The 12,226-nt window shown below is 64.5% G+C and carries 16 protein-coding genes and 1 tRNA gene; 3 read left to right on the forward strand and 14 right to left on the reverse strand.

The window, feature by feature from the left end; genetic code table 11:
- Positions 1–425: 425 nt before the first annotated feature.
- From ACFYPC_RS13015 to ACFYPC_RS13060, 10 genes are all read right to left on the reverse strand, one after another.
- Positions 426–635 (reverse strand): hypothetical protein, encoded by a 210-nt coding sequence (locus tag ACFYPC_RS13015; protein ID WP_388674418.1) that lies wholly within the window; start codon positions 633–635, stop codon positions 426–428.
- Positions 632–877, reverse strand: coding sequence for a hypothetical protein (locus ACFYPC_RS13020; RefSeq protein ID WP_388674420.1), 246 nt, complete (start codon positions 875–877; stop codon positions 632–634). The genes ACFYPC_RS13015 and ACFYPC_RS13020 overlap by 4 nt, the downstream gene beginning before the upstream one ends.
- Positions 878–1,454: 577 nt before the next feature.
- A complete protein-coding gene (locus tag ACFYPC_RS13025) occupies positions 1,455–1,841 on the reverse strand; it encodes a hypothetical protein (RefSeq protein ID WP_388674422.1) in 387 nt (128 codons plus the stop codon).
- Positions 1,825–3,144 (reverse strand): hypothetical protein, encoded by a 1,320-nt coding sequence (locus tag ACFYPC_RS13030; protein ID WP_388674424.1) that lies wholly within the window; start codon positions 3,142–3,144, stop codon positions 1,825–1,827. The genes ACFYPC_RS13025 and ACFYPC_RS13030 overlap by 17 nt, the downstream gene beginning before the upstream one ends.
- 214 nt (positions 3,145–3,358) lie before the next feature.
- Positions 3,359–3,592 carry a hypothetical protein gene (locus tag ACFYPC_RS13035; protein ID WP_388674426.1) on the reverse strand — a complete coding sequence of 78 codons (234 nt, stop codon included), beginning with the start codon at positions 3,590–3,592 and terminating at the stop codon, positions 3,359–3,361.
- Entirely contained in the window at positions 3,589–3,801 is a 213-nt protein-coding gene (locus ACFYPC_RS13040) for a hypothetical protein (RefSeq protein ID WP_388674428.1), read from the reverse strand. The genes ACFYPC_RS13035 and ACFYPC_RS13040 overlap by 4 nt, the downstream gene beginning before the upstream one ends.
- Positions 3,802–3,881: 80 nt before the next feature.
- Complete coding sequence (locus ACFYPC_RS13045) at positions 3,882–4,370, reverse strand: hypothetical protein (protein WP_388674430.1); 489 nt, start codon at positions 4,368–4,370, stop codon at positions 3,882–3,884.
- A complete protein-coding gene (locus tag ACFYPC_RS13050) occupies positions 4,367–4,936 on the reverse strand; it encodes a hypothetical protein (RefSeq protein WP_388674432.1) in 570 nt (189 codons plus the stop codon). The genes ACFYPC_RS13045 and ACFYPC_RS13050 overlap by 4 nt, the downstream gene beginning before the upstream one ends.
- A gap of 159 nt (positions 4,937–5,095) precedes the next feature.
- Entirely contained in the window at positions 5,096–5,524 is a 429-nt protein-coding gene (locus ACFYPC_RS13055) for a hypothetical protein (protein WP_388674434.1), read from the reverse strand.
- A gap of 542 nt (positions 5,525–6,066) precedes the next feature.
- Positions 6,067–6,366 (reverse strand): hypothetical protein, encoded by a 300-nt coding sequence (locus ACFYPC_RS13060; protein WP_388674436.1) that lies wholly within the window; start codon positions 6,364–6,366, stop codon positions 6,067–6,069.
- A gap of 244 nt (positions 6,367–6,610) precedes the next feature.
- Here ACFYPC_RS13060 and ACFYPC_RS13065 point away from each other — a divergent pair, with 244 nt between their 5' ends.
- A complete protein-coding gene (locus tag ACFYPC_RS13065; protein ID WP_388674438.1) occupies positions 6,611–6,886 on the forward strand; it encodes a hypothetical protein in 276 nt (91 codons plus the stop codon).
- A gap of 107 nt (positions 6,887–6,993) precedes the next feature.
- Here the strand turns inward: ACFYPC_RS13065 and ACFYPC_RS13070 are convergent, their stop codons facing one another.
- On the reverse strand, positions 6,994–7,218 hold the full coding sequence (locus tag ACFYPC_RS13070) for a hypothetical protein (RefSeq protein WP_388674440.1): 225 nt from the start codon (positions 7,216–7,218) through the stop codon (positions 6,994–6,996).
- Positions 7,211–7,597, reverse strand: a complete 387-nt coding sequence (locus tag ACFYPC_RS13075) for a DUF6415 family natural product biosynthesis protein (RefSeq protein ID WP_388674442.1) — start codon at positions 7,595–7,597, stop codon at positions 7,211–7,213. The genes ACFYPC_RS13070 and ACFYPC_RS13075 overlap by 8 nt, the downstream gene beginning before the upstream one ends.
- Before the next feature lie 151 nt (positions 7,598–7,748).
- Here ACFYPC_RS13075 and ACFYPC_RS13080 point away from each other — a divergent pair, with 151 nt between their 5' ends.
- Positions 7,749–8,900: a helix-turn-helix domain-containing protein gene (locus tag ACFYPC_RS13080; RefSeq protein ID WP_388674444.1), complete on the forward strand. Its 1,152-nt coding sequence runs from the start codon at positions 7,749–7,751 to the stop codon at positions 8,898–8,900.
- A gap of 86 nt (positions 8,901–8,986) precedes the next feature.
- Here the strand turns inward: ACFYPC_RS13080 and ACFYPC_RS13085 are convergent, their stop codons facing one another.
- On the reverse strand, positions 8,987–9,961 hold the full coding sequence (locus ACFYPC_RS13085) for a tyrosine-type recombinase/integrase (RefSeq protein ID WP_388674446.1): 975 nt from the start codon (positions 9,959–9,961) through the stop codon (positions 8,987–8,989).
- A gap of 273 nt (positions 9,962–10,234) precedes the next feature.
- Positions 10,235–10,307 (reverse strand) — tRNA-Arg (locus tag ACFYPC_RS13090).
- A 310-nt stretch (positions 10,308–10,617) separates the two neighbouring features.
- Between ACFYPC_RS13090 and ACFYPC_RS13095 the strand changes: the two genes are divergently transcribed.
- Complete coding sequence (locus tag ACFYPC_RS13095; protein ID WP_388674448.1) at positions 10,618–12,225, forward strand: dynamin family protein; 1,608 nt, start codon at positions 10,618–10,620, stop codon at positions 12,223–12,225.
- The last annotated feature ends 1 nt before the right edge of the window (position 12,226 follow it).

Genomic DNA, 12,226 nt, shown 5'->3' on the forward strand with positions numbered 1-12,226 from the left:
TAAAGCGACGTGAGGAATTGCCGAATTTCGTTTTCCCGCGCCTCAGAAGAGCGTGTTACGCTCACAGCGGTTCCTTTCCTTTCCTGAAAGGCCCCGTGCTGAATTCCCGCCAGCACGGGGCCTTTTCGTTGGTCACTTGCCGAGGTGCCGGTCGAGCTTCCGTTCCATCCGCCTCAGAATCTCCGACGGGTTCGGCTGCTGGTCTGTCACCTGCCCGCCCTCTCACGGGGCTTACCGACCCTCGCCGACCAGTAGGGGCGGCCGTAATGGACCTTCGCGGCGATGTCCCCGTTACGCTTGACACACGGTTCGCCTCGCCCTGCTCCGCATGTGGGGCACTTACTCTTCTGGTGCTCGGGGTTCTGCATTGCTCATGGTTCCCATTCCTCCCTCGGTTCCACTAATGCCCTCACTCTCGATGTTGGTTAGGCGGGGTGGACTTCCGCGAACGCGTACGCCTCTTCGCCTTCCAGGTCGCTGATGTCGGCGACAATGAATGCATGGCCGCCGAGGCGCTGGAGCTCCCGCATTCGCCCCAGTTGGCCCTCATCGAGGTTTTCCAGCTCTTCCTGGAGCCGCGTACCGACTCGCGGGTCCTTGCTGGCCTCGAACAGGAAGTCATCTATGGCGCTCACTGCCCCACCCCATTCACGACAGGGAGGAACTGGAACACGACCACCGTGTGGTCTTCGACCTTGTGCCGAAGCCGGAGGTCGTTCTTCTTCGCGTACGCACGGGCGGCGGCGAGGAATGCCTTGGGCTCCACCTCGAAGTCTTCGCCCTTCTTCGCCTCCCACACATTGTTATCCGCCCATTCCCAGAATGGGTACTTGGACTTCTCATGTGCGAGGCGGGACCTATCCACCTGCTGGGCCATAGTCGGCTCCTCCTTTCTGCGCAATTCGCGCTGACAACAACGACTCTACGCAGCGTGAAAAAGGCGTGGCTAATAGCGCGATGATCAACGTGGATAACGTTCTGATCACGCTTCTGAGGTGCGCTTGAGGTGGGATTGAACCGAGCCGCGCTCGTGCTGGCAAGTCGCGGTCGTCACGCTCGGTAATCGAGAAAGTGTCACGTGGTCGTTAACGATCGTTAGCCGCGCAGGTCAAGGCGTCGAGTGATCTGTGCCACACCGCCCCGTCTCGCGTGTCGTTGCCGAGCCAGCAGCGGTGACAGATTTTCTGTCACGTGCACTTAGCCTTCATGCGCGTATGAGTACTGAGGTACAGATGACACTTTTTCTGTCACCTCACGGATAAGCGACCGCTACGGCTCGCGAGCGAGCAACGGGCTGGTGTGGCAGATACGACGGAAGCTCAACGCGAGAGCGTGAGACGTGCGCAGTGCAGACGCGCGATTAGGGCGCCTAGAAGCGCCTGTAAGGCGCTGAGCAGTGCTCGCCGACACACACTCACAGTCGAGTCATGAGAGCGCCCGAGAAGCGCACAGAGTCACTTCGGGATGCCGCTGATCTTGCCCTTATCCACGAGGTACTGAAGTGCCATGTCTACCAGCTCTGTAGATACATGGGGAAGTTGCCGGTAAAGCCACTCACGGTCAAACACGTACCGCCGGTCGCGGTTGGCTCGCATCCGCTTATAGATCATCCCGGACAGTACGGGAGCGGTAAGAGGTGAGCCTTTCCAGGGGTGCCCCTTGGTGTCTCGGATCTTCGGCTCCGGCTTCGGCTTGGCCTGGGAGACTGCCCGTCGCGCCTCTGGAGTCTGACTCGGGCTCACCTGCCCGCGATCTCTGCGGCGCTTCTCCCGAGCCGCGCGGGTCTTCGGGTGGCCGCAGTCCTTATGGCTCATCGGCTTGCCTCTATCGGTGGTTTCCATCAGTCACCCCCGACACCGTGATCTTGATGGGGATGTCTAGCCGTTCGATCTTGCCCCGGATCACGAGGAGTTCTAGGGAATCCTCCACAAGATCTCGGTAGTTGGCCAAGAGGTGTGGATAGTGGGACTTCACCCACTCGTAGGTGAACCGGTACCAACCCTTGTGCTCACGGTCGTTCTTCATCCGCACGTGGATGTAGTGAGCCAACTGGTAGACCGATGGGCCGCCGCCCATCCGATAGAACCCCGAGTGAGTCCGCCACCCGTAGAACTTGCCCTCGGCTTCCATCTTTTCCCGCGACAGCCGACGCCGCTCTGTCTGCCGCTCTCTGATCCCGTCCATTGGATCGAATACGCCGACCTCGTCTGCGGAGGCGGCGCAGTGCATTTCGACCTGGGTTAGCCATTGATCAGTCATGGCTAGCGAGATCTCGTCGGCCAGCTTCTCTTCCGCTGCCCTGACCTTCAACTCCGCTTTGGTCTGAGTTACCCGGGCGGGTCGGAGTTTTGCGCGTTCCTCTTTGCGCTCGGCCCTACGCCTGGCCCTGCGGCACTTGGTCATCTCGTCTCTGGTGTTCTCGTGAGCGCAGTGGGCATGACGGCCTGGCTTCCGAGACCGAGGCTTGGTAGGAGTAGGCCCCTTTTCCCGCTGCCCCTGTCGTCTTTCCCGCTCCCGCCTCGCTCGCCGATCCAGCCTTGCCTGCCTCTCCTCCTCTGTGAGGCGAGGGCCAGGCCGTCCCACTGGCTTAGGAGTGCGGGCGGCTAGGTCTGTGTCGGAGACTTCCACACCAGCCGGTGACCACCAGAGGTACTTGCCTCGGCGAGTGCCCGTGATCCGACCCTCAGCTTCCAGCGTGGTCAGGTAGCGCCGCGTCTGGTGGCCGTCGCCGTCGAAGAACTCCCGTCCGATGTCGGCGGAATGGACGGCTTGCTGCTCGTGGATGAAGGCCACGATCTGAGGCTTTAGCTCGGGCTTGTGAACTGTGCGGCGGCCGTGCGCTGAGACGGTTTTGCCCACTACCTCGCTCACGTTCCCCAGGCAGAACCTCATTCCCGTAGGGGTCTTGTGGCTCTTGACTTCCAACCCGCGTGACCGAGCGTGGGTAAACAGCTTCCGGCGGAATTCCTCGGGCGTGAGCTGGAACCTGTCTCTCAGGTCTTCCGTGGTGATCTCACGTACCTGGCCGTCTTCCCACGTACCCATTGCCCCACGGAGCAGGCCGAGCGGCTTACGTCGGCGACTGGGAGAGGCGGGCAGTTCCGCCGAGATGGCTGTCACGTTGTCGGCGTACGTTTCGATCACGGTCAACACTCCTCCATCCCGATTCGGATATGCAGAACGGGAGGTGTGGCACGGGTAGAAGGGAAGACCCGCGTACCACACCCCCCGCTCGTTTCCCGGCCACACCCTGCCCGGGAGTTGAAGGCTGGTGCGGGAGAAGTGGATACACCACGCGAGCGAAGGAGGGCCCTACAACCAACTCCGTGGACCGCTCCCACACCAGCCAGTCTGTGTGTCAGGTCCGCGCGCGATACAGACGGTGGGAGTCCACGGCCTGACCCGGGAGGATCAGGCAGCGGTACACCCTGTCCACCTCGATCTCGCCACGGTCGAGCATTCGGCCGAGAAGGCGATGCACGGCGTTGAGGGAGAGGTCAGGGAAGACCTCGAAGAAACTCCCGTACTCCGCCCCGCTCTGGCTCTCGCGGAGGATGCCGAGCACCTTCTCCCGAGCCTCACGGACCTTCACGACGCCGCGTTGACGTCGGCGAGGACGGCGGAGATGGCGGGTGCCGCAGTGTTGTGGTCGAAGATCTGGACGGCAGACACGGCGGCCTTGCCGTTCTTCACACGGATGGCGTTGTAGAGCGCCATGCCACGGACCTTGCGGGCCTGGCCTTCGATGAGCCAGCCGACGAGGGTCTCCAGCTCGGTGGTGTCGATGGATGCAGTAGCCATGGTGGCTGTCCTTTCAGTGAGTCCCGCCCACGGTGTGAACGGGCCTATGGATAGGTGGGTGGTGCAGTCGGCCGGCTGGCTCAGGTGGCGTGGTACGCGCCGGTGATGGCTCGCAGCTTGGCCACCAGGACTTCGTCCGCCTTCTCGCGCCGCTGCCGGGTCGCCTCTCGGGTCCGCTCACGAAGGTTCTCCGTGGAGTTGCCCTCGTACTCGGCGCGGTTGCTGGCGACCATCTGGTCGTAGACGGCCCGCTTGTCGGCCTGGCGCTTGGCTTCCAGGTCCTCAAGGCGGAGTTGTTCGCGAGCCTTCTCCTCCGGGTACTGGCCGCCCTCGTGACGCTCGGCGAGTTCTCGGACGCGCCGAGCCACGCGACGCTCGAACTCCCGCTTCGCCGCGTAGTTCTGGTTGTGGTGCTCGGCCTGCGCCTTGCGGGCGTCCCGCTCTGAGCCGCCGCGCAGACCGTCCATGATCATCTGCGCACCCGGGTCTACCGGTCGTCCCTGAGCCGGGCTGGGTCGCGAGTCGCCACGCATCACGGCCATGAGCCGTGCTGCCATGTCGTCGGTCATGCTTCCTCCTCGAATTCCGGCACGGCGTCGCCGTAGCCCTCGCGTACGTCTTGGGTGTGGCGCGAATTCCGAGGCGGCAGGTTCACCCATGTCGCCAGGGCCTCGCTCATCTTCCGAGCCAATTCCTCATCCGCCTTGAGGCGTTGGACGAGCGCGGCGCGCTCTGCCTCGCGTTCACGCTTGACCCGCGCCCAGAATTCCTGCACCTCTGGTTCCAGTTCTTCGACGCCTTGGCCGAGCATCTTGGCCAGCTCGGCGTCGAACCCCTTCTCCCACGGCGGAGTGGGGTCGGGTTGGTTCCTCTTCTGGCGCGCTGCCCTGACCTCGGCTGCCCATTCCCTACGCTGGCGAAGCTCACCATCCGACAGCTTCCGCGTCTTGCATCCCCTCGGAGGCTCGGGCTCCTCGGGCGGGAAGTGCTTACCCAAGTCGTACCGCTCGAAGAACAGACGGACCCGGTGATCTCTGGGCGGGTCCTCGTTCCCCCGAGTGAATTCCTCGGGCACTTCATAACCGGCGTCCGCCAGTTCCTTCAACCGGCCCAATAGGTGACCAGTCCAGGCCATCTCTACTAGGTCCTTGCTAAGTTCGTCGTTCCGCCGCTTTCGCTCCTGAACGGCAGGGTGATCCGGGTGCTTCTCGCAGCAGGGACCGTGAGTGAGGCAAACTGCCACACCAGCCGCTGCACGCTCGCGGAAGAGCCGACCCGACTTGAGAGGCATGGGTCAGTCACCCCATACCGGGTCGGGCTGGAGCTGGAGAATCTCCAGGGTCTTTTCCATCTCAAGCGTGACCTTGGCGGGAACCTCCAGGCCAAGGAGCTTGGCCACCTTCATGTTCAGGTCCGCGATGGTCCGAACGCACGCGTTACGCTCGGCCACGGTATCGGCATTCTCCAGGTTCTTGTGAGCTTCCCGGATCATGTCGGTGAGCGAGGATTCGCGGTCGGTCCGCATGTCGGCGAGAGAATCCTCACCCAGGTTCTTCCGAGCCCGAGCCAGGCGCCGTTCGACCACATCCATGGACATTCCGAGAGCGCGGCAAATTGAGACCTTGCTGTTGCCTCGCTTGAACAGGCGGTAAACCTTATCGGCTTCTTTGTCCAGCTCGGCGGGCGTCAGCGTTCCCGCTCCCAGCGGCTTATCACCAGCCATTCTTAATCCTCCTCCCAGCCAATAGAGTTCCGTACCGAATACCGTTCATCGGTAATTCGAGAATGACATAGTCTTGACAAAACGGCAAGGAATCGTATATGGCGAAGAATTCCTTCTATTCAGCGCGGATTTATTGACCGGCCCCCGTGGCTCAGTGGATAGAGCAAGCTGGCACGAAGTGACAGCGTGGGCGCCTTTCCAAGCGCTGACCGCATTACCCGCTAACCCTGTCGGGGCGGTGTGGTACAGCCCGGATACGTTCCACACCGCCCCGTGTCGAGTGCGCGCCGGCATGCGCTGACCAGCCAGGATGTCTGCATTGCGGAGCGGAATCGCTGAGAGCGCGTCTAACGAGATCGGTTGCTGAGTGCGTCTCTTCTATCGCTCGCACTCTGCTGGGAGCCGAGAGACGCGATTCTGTCGCCCTAACGCGCAAGAGAGCGCGTGACGTTCGCTCGCACTCGCGAGACGACGCGAACTCACGAGACCATGAGAAAGCCCGGTCACTCTCACGAGTGCCGGGCTTCTCTGCTGGCGCTGGATTACTTCGCGGCGTCGTCGGCCTTCGGCTCGACAGCCTTAACGGGCGACTTGGGAGCGGGCGTTGCCTTCTTCGCTGCCGTCGCACGGACGGGCGACTTCTTCTCGGCGGGCTTGGCAGCGGCAGTCGTGGTCTTCTTCGCCGTGGCCTTCGCGGTCGTCGTCTTCGCGGTGCCGGGCGTCGCGGTGCTCGCGGTGTCGGCAGGCTCAGCAGCGGCGCGGAGAGCCTTACGGCAAGCGGCACGCCCGGCCTTCGTGGAGGGGTGGGTGCAGGCTGCGTGAGAGAAACGCTCGCGGGTCATGTCGTGCTCCTTCGTGGGTCGTTGTCGTGCTGGCAGGACGACACTCCCAAGAGGCGGCATGTGAACCCAAGGGATATCGCGCGACTCCATGGAGAACCGTTATCCGACCATGTGGCTAGCGGTAATTGGCAGCGTTGCCAAGGTCACGATCCGCCTAGGAATCCAGGCGTGACCCTTCGGACGCGGAGCCGTGCGTTCTTAGCGTCTCCCGTGTACGCACCAACTACGCGAAAGCGAGAGCGACATGGGAAAGCACACCCGACGATTCAGCTATACCCGCCAGCAGGGAAAGACGTGGGTCTCCTGCACCTCGTGCGGGAATAACCTGGTACCCGCTCCGCGCACATTCGAGGAAGACCCGATCTGCCGTGACTGCCGCCCGGTCTCTCAGCGCCGTCACTTCGCCTGGCTCGTCGCGGGACTCGTTACCGCGTGGCTGACCGTCGTCTGCACCGTGCTCGGGTGGGACGGAATCATCACTCTCGTCAGGGTGGTGTGGGACATGATCACGCCGTGGTGATCTGACGTACCACACCCGCCGTCGCATGACGTGAGAGAGCCCCGCCGCGATAGAGGCTAACTACCGCGCCGGGGCTCTCGTCTGGGCAGTGTACGAGCCGCCCTCTCTCAGACTTCCGTCTGTGGCTCGGGTCTCATCTTGGCGGCCCAGATGCGGAGCATGATCCGCAAGAGGTCATCGCCGATCAGGTCGACCTGATCCGCATGGTCGCGGTGGGCGTAGACGTCCCAGCCGGGCCCAGAGTTGCCGAGTTCGTGCGCGACCACGACGGCGTCACCAGGGTCTGTGATCACCTCGTCGCAGTGGCGGCATACGCGTACGCGGTCACTCATGCTCGGCCCCGAGGTTCACATGGTGCTCTGCCAGGGCGCGGACCGAGCGAGCGAGCCTTTGTGCGTGCGCGACCTGTTGGGGCAGGTTGCCGCCCGGCTCCAGTCGGAGGCGCATCCTGGCTTCCCCGATGCAAGCCCGCGCACACGTGGCGGGGATGTCGTCCTTGGGGAACTTCCCGATGAGGATCTCCACGTCGGGGATCGCCACCATGATCATTCCCCGCAGGCGGAGCGTCAGGGTCTCGACCTCTTCCAGCGAGGGAAGCTCGGCGTCCTCCGCGAGTAAGCGCGCGGCTGTCTCGCGCATCAACTCCACGTCGATTGGAGCACCTGTTGAGGGCTTCCCGTCGGGCGGTCCCGTGACGGTACCGTTCGGCATGGTCGACTCCTAGTCAGTCGGCTCCCCCGGGTCACCCTGCATGTGGCTCGGGGGTCACTTGCGCGTCTGACGACTCAATCGATTCGGAGACCCCGCAGGGCAGTTGACCAGCGTTGACTATGCTCGAAGTCAACAGTCAACGGGAGCCACCATGACCGACTTCGGGACCGAGGTACGAGCGGCACTCAAGGCACAGGGCAAGAGCCTTCGTGGTGCAGCCAGGGAGCTCCACTACGACGTGGCTTATCTGAGCCGCGTCCTCGGCGGCAAACAGGCTCCGTCTCCCGAACTGACCCAGGCTCTGAACGAATACCTCGGTCTGTCTCTGGCGGTAGAGGACAGCGGCTCCCATGACGACGAAATGGACGCCTGGGAACTTGCCCGCCGCGTGACGGCGAGCGACGTGGGGAATGCCACCCTTGAGCGGCTAGAGCGCGCGTTCGACGGCTTGGCCATGGCCTACCCCAGAGCCAGGCCCGAGGATCTGTTGCGCCAGGTGCGGAAGCACTCCGCTTATGTGGTCAAGCTCCTGGATGCGAGGAAGACCCTGGCCGAGCACCGCCGTCTGCTGGTGATCGGCGGCTGGCTCTCTCTGCTGGGTGCCACGGTCCACATCGACCTCATGCAGGACGACGCCGCTACGGCTCGACTGGAGACAGCGGCCACGCTCGCCAGGGAAGCCGGGTATCCCGAGATTGAAGCCTGGTGTTACGAGACCGAGGCGTGGCGCGTGCTCACGGACGGGGACTACGTCCAGGCCGTTGACCTCTCCCGCGCCGCTCAGGAGATAGCTCCCGCTGGAACCTCTGCCCTGATCCAGGCAACCGCGCAAGAGGGCAGAGCACACGCGCGGCTGGGCAATGGGTCTGAGACCTACTCGGCCATCGAGCGGGTACAGGGTTTGTCGTCTGCACTCGGCACCCCTGACACCCCCGAGCACCACTACCGGTACGACCCCGCCAAGGCACTGTCCTACACGGCAACGACCCTCGCATGGCTCGGAGACGCGGCGGCCGAGCCGTACGCGCGGGAACTGATTAAGCGGATGAGCCCGAGCGAGGACGTCACCCAGTGGCCCCGCCGCGTGGCCTCCGCGAACATCGACCTGGCTTTAGTCCTCCTCAAGGGGAACCGGCTGGATGAAGCCTGCGACTCAGCGCAGAAGGCCATCCTGTCCGGGCGAGTGGTCCCGTCGAACCACTGGCGAGCCCTGGAAGTCGTCAAGGCCGTGGAGGCTCGACAACTCCCAGAGAGCGCGGATCTTCGCGAGGCGTACCAGGGACTCAAGGCCATCGAGCAATGACCAGACGACGGCGGCGGGTGTGGAACATGAGTCGGGACGTTCCACACCCACCGTGTGTCACTCAGGGTTCCGCCGGCTGTCGACGGTCAGTAACGGTCCCCCAGGTTGTGGACAGCGTTGACTGCCCGCTGGCTCGCTTGGTCGTGAGCGTAGCGGCGCAACATAGCCGCGCTCTTCCACCCGCGTACGGCCATGACGTTCTCGCCTGAGACGCCGCTGGAGAGTAGGTCGTCCGTCCACGTATGGCAGTAGGAGTGCGGCGACACCTCGGACGAGTCGTACCCGGCTTCCTCGGCTCGGCGCTTCACCATGCGGTACAGACCCGAGTAACGGAGACGGTTCCTGTTCCTCGTGCCGAGCCAGAGCCACGGGCCCTGAGAGAGGCTGTGCTCTTCCCGCGCCCGTAGATACCGCTGGAGAGCCTTCACCGTCTTGGGCTGGAGCGGGATGGTGCGGCCGTCCTGGCTGTTCCTGTCGCCCTTCAGAGGGACGACGACCAGGGTGTGACCGTGGAGGTCCAGGTCTTGGACCCGGAGGTTCAACAGTTCCTCGGCTCGTAGACCCTCCGTCAGAACCCTGATGATGGCGTGGTCTCGGGTCGTCTCGAAGTCTCGGACGCGAGGGTTGCCATTACCCGTGACTTTGAGACAGTCCGTCACGAACTCAGAGGAGAGGGTCTTTGGCTTCCCCTGCGGCGGCGCTGAGTAGCGGTGGAGCTTCTTGTCACGCCACGGGTTCGGATGCTCGTACTCCTCTTCCAGCCAGGCGAACAGCACGCGCACGTTCCGCTGGAGGGTGGACGTACCGCCTGTGTACCCGCCTTTCCCGTCCTGGCTCTTGGGCACGTCGTGGGTCTCGTAGTGATGGCGGAAGAACTGATTGAGGGCCTGCACGTCACAGGCGGTGAAGTCTTCTTCCACACCAGCCTGCGTCATCCATCGGTGCAGCGTGCGCGCGCCGGTCATGTACGCCCGGATGGTGCCCTGCTGATACGGGCGACCGAGTCGATTGGTGGTCGTGCTGAGATGTAGCTCTAGCTCATCGAGCATTGCAGCGCGCACGTCCTGAGCGTCCCTGAGGACGCGTACGGACGAGCCGGAGTGTGCCCCTGTGCTCTCGTGATCTGTCGGCGTAGACGTGCGCCGAGCGCTGCGCAGCGGGCTCCGTCGAATCGTCTCGCCCACTGTCTTGCGTGGTGATGCTGGCACGCTGTGTGACCCTCCTGCGGGAGGGAGCTAAGCAAGATCAATCTCCTGAGACTTCTTGCCTAGCTCCGCTGGACATGAGTGTCACAGCGGTATGGATCAGCGTTTGCGCAGCTCAGGCAGTGTTTGCGCCCCCGGCAGGACTCGAACCTGCGGCCAAGCGCTTAGAAGGCGCCTGCTCTATCCACTGAGCTACGGGGGCCGGGTGTGGTGGCCTGTGTCCTGGTGCCCGGATGTGGGCTGATCCCTGACCTTGCCGGGGACAAGGATAAAGCTCCTGAATCCCTGTCCCTCGCGCTTCGCCTCCGTGGCTCGATGTGGAGGTTCAGTGAAGCGGTCCTGATAATCGCAGGTAGGTACGAAACGTGCACCGCTTTTGGCGTCTCACGCATCGGGTGTTGTGCACTCGTTATGCCTGCGCCCCAGTCGTCCCTTCCGCCCCGTATGCCCTGTCGGCGCGCAGGCATACTCATATGCTTCAGAAATACTCCAAAATTGGGCATTCTTCGCATGTGGTGACCTTGGACGTACGGCCTCAGCTGCTCGACGCACTCTCCGCCCTGCGCGACCGTGTCGCCGCCGCACGCTTCCCGCTGCCCCTGGCGGGGGCTCCACGCGCGCGCGCCAACCGCGACGAACTACTCGCACAGCTCGACGACTATTTGGTGCCCCGGTTGAGAGAACCCGAAGCACCCCTTCTCGCCGTCATCGGAGGTTCGACCGGTGCCGGGAAGTCCACACTGGTCAACTCCCTTGTGGGGCGCCGGGTCAGCGAGGCGGGCGTGCTGCGGCCGACGACCCGTACTCCGGTCCTGGTGTGCCATCCGGAGGACCATCACTGGTTCAGCGGAATGCGGGTGCTGCCCGACCTCGCGCGTGTGTGGGTGCCCCACAAGGAGCCCGGTGACGAGCTGCCCGCGCTGGGCGAGCGCGGCGAACGGGTGCTGCGGATCGAGACCGCGGACACCCTCCCCCGCGGCCTCGCCCTCCTCGACGCGCCCGACATCGACTCCTTGGTCGCCGACAACCGGGTACTCGCCGCCGAACTGATCTGCTCGGCCGACATCTGGGTCATGGTCACCACCGCCGCCCGGTACGCCGACGCCGTGCCGTGGCATCTGCTGCGTACGGCCAAGGAGCACAAGGCGACCCTGGTCACCGTGCTCGACCGAGTGCCCCACCAGGTGGTGTCCGAGGTCTCGCGGCAGTACGGCGCCCTCCTCACCAAGGCGGGACTCGGCGAGGTGCCGCGCTTCACGGTGCCCGAGCTGCCGGAGTCCGCCTGGGGCGGCGGCCTGTTGCCCGCCACCGCCGTCGCTCCGCTGCGTACGTGGCTCACGCACCAGGTGCAGGACCCGGCAGCCCGGCATGACGCGATGGCCCGTACCGCCTACGGCGTCCTCGACTCACTGAAGTCGCGGATGCCGGAGCTGGCCGGCGCGGCCGCCGCGCAGTACGCAGCCGCGCTGCGGCTCACCGCGTCCGTCGACGGGGCGTACGACAGCGAGCACGCGCGCGTGAGGGGGCGTTTGCAGGCCGGGGCCGTACTCTCCGGGGACGCGCTCAAGCGGTGGCGCGCCTACCCGCTCGACTGCACCGCGGGCGAACTGCTCGACGCACTCGTCGAGAGCCTGGGCTCACTGCTGCTGTGCTCCGTGACCGCCGCCGACGAGCGCGTGGACGAGGCCTGGCGGCGTGAACCCGCTGCGGGCGCTCCCGGGCTGACCGACCGTGACCCGACGCTGGAGAGCGCCGAGCACCGGATCGGGATGGCCGTACGACGGTGGCGGCGCATCCTCGAGGAGTACGCCGAGGAGGAGGTGCGCGACCTCGACAGGAACGTCGCGCAGGACGCCGAGGTGGTCGCCGCGCTGGTCGCCACCGCGCTGCTGGGCGGCCGCAGGGCGCGGTCCGCGGGCGAGGGGCTCGCCGAACGGATCGGGGCACACAGCGCGCTGCGGCTGCGCGACCGTGGCGGACGACTGCTCATCGACTATCTCGACAAGGCCCTGTACACCGAACGCGAGCGCCGCCTCGCCCCGCTCGACGCACTCGACGTACGTCCAGAACCCCAGGCCGAACTCATCGCCGCGCTGTCCGTACTGCAGAAGGAGAGGTGAC

It is taken from the genome of Streptomyces sp. NPDC005808 (assembly GCF_042871385.1).
In the GTDB taxonomy this organism is placed as follows: Bacteria; Actinomycetota; Actinomycetes; order Streptomycetales; family Streptomycetaceae; genus Streptomyces.

Excerpts from the sequence above, each read along its gene's own strand:
- ACFYPC_RS13055 (WP_388674434.1), bottom strand. The coding sequence starts at position 5,524 with ATGGCTGGTGATAAGCCGCTGGGAGCGGGAACGCTGACGCCCGCCGAG.
- ACFYPC_RS13070 (WP_388674440.1), bottom strand. The coding sequence starts at position 7,218 with ATGAGTGACCGCGTACGCGTATGCCGCCACTGCGACGAGGTGATCACA.
- ACFYPC_RS13045 (WP_388674430.1), bottom strand. The coding sequence starts at position 4,370 with ATGACCGACGACATGGCAGCACGGCTCATGGCCGTGATGCGTGGCGAC.
- ACFYPC_RS13025 (WP_388674422.1), bottom strand. The coding sequence starts at position 1,841 with ATGGAAACCACCGATAGAGGCAAGCCGATGAGCCATAAGGACTGCGGC.
- ACFYPC_RS13065 (WP_388674438.1), top strand. The coding sequence starts at position 6,611 with ATGGGAAAGCACACCCGACGATTCAGCTATACCCGCCAGCAGGGAAAG.
- ACFYPC_RS13050 (WP_388674432.1), bottom strand. The coding sequence starts at position 4,936 with ATGGCCTGGACTGGTCACCTATTGGGCCGGTTGAAGGAACTGGCGGAC.
- ACFYPC_RS13040 (WP_388674428.1), bottom strand. The coding sequence starts at position 3,801 with ATGGCTACTGCATCCATCGACACCACCGAGCTGGAGACCCTCGTCGGC.
- ACFYPC_RS13075 (WP_388674442.1), bottom strand. The coding sequence starts at position 7,597 with ATGCCGAACGGTACCGTCACGGGACCGCCCGACGGGAAGCCCTCAACA.
- ACFYPC_RS13060 (WP_388674436.1), bottom strand. The coding sequence starts at position 6,366 with ATGACCCGCGAGCGTTTCTCTCACGCAGCCTGCACCCACCCCTCCACG.
- ACFYPC_RS13020 (WP_388674420.1), bottom strand. The coding sequence starts at position 877 with ATGGCCCAGCAGGTGGATAGGTCCCGCCTCGCACATGAGAAGTCCAAG.
- ACFYPC_RS13080 (WP_388674444.1), top strand. The coding sequence starts at position 7,749 with ATGACCGACTTCGGGACCGAGGTACGAGCGGCACTCAAGGCACAGGGC.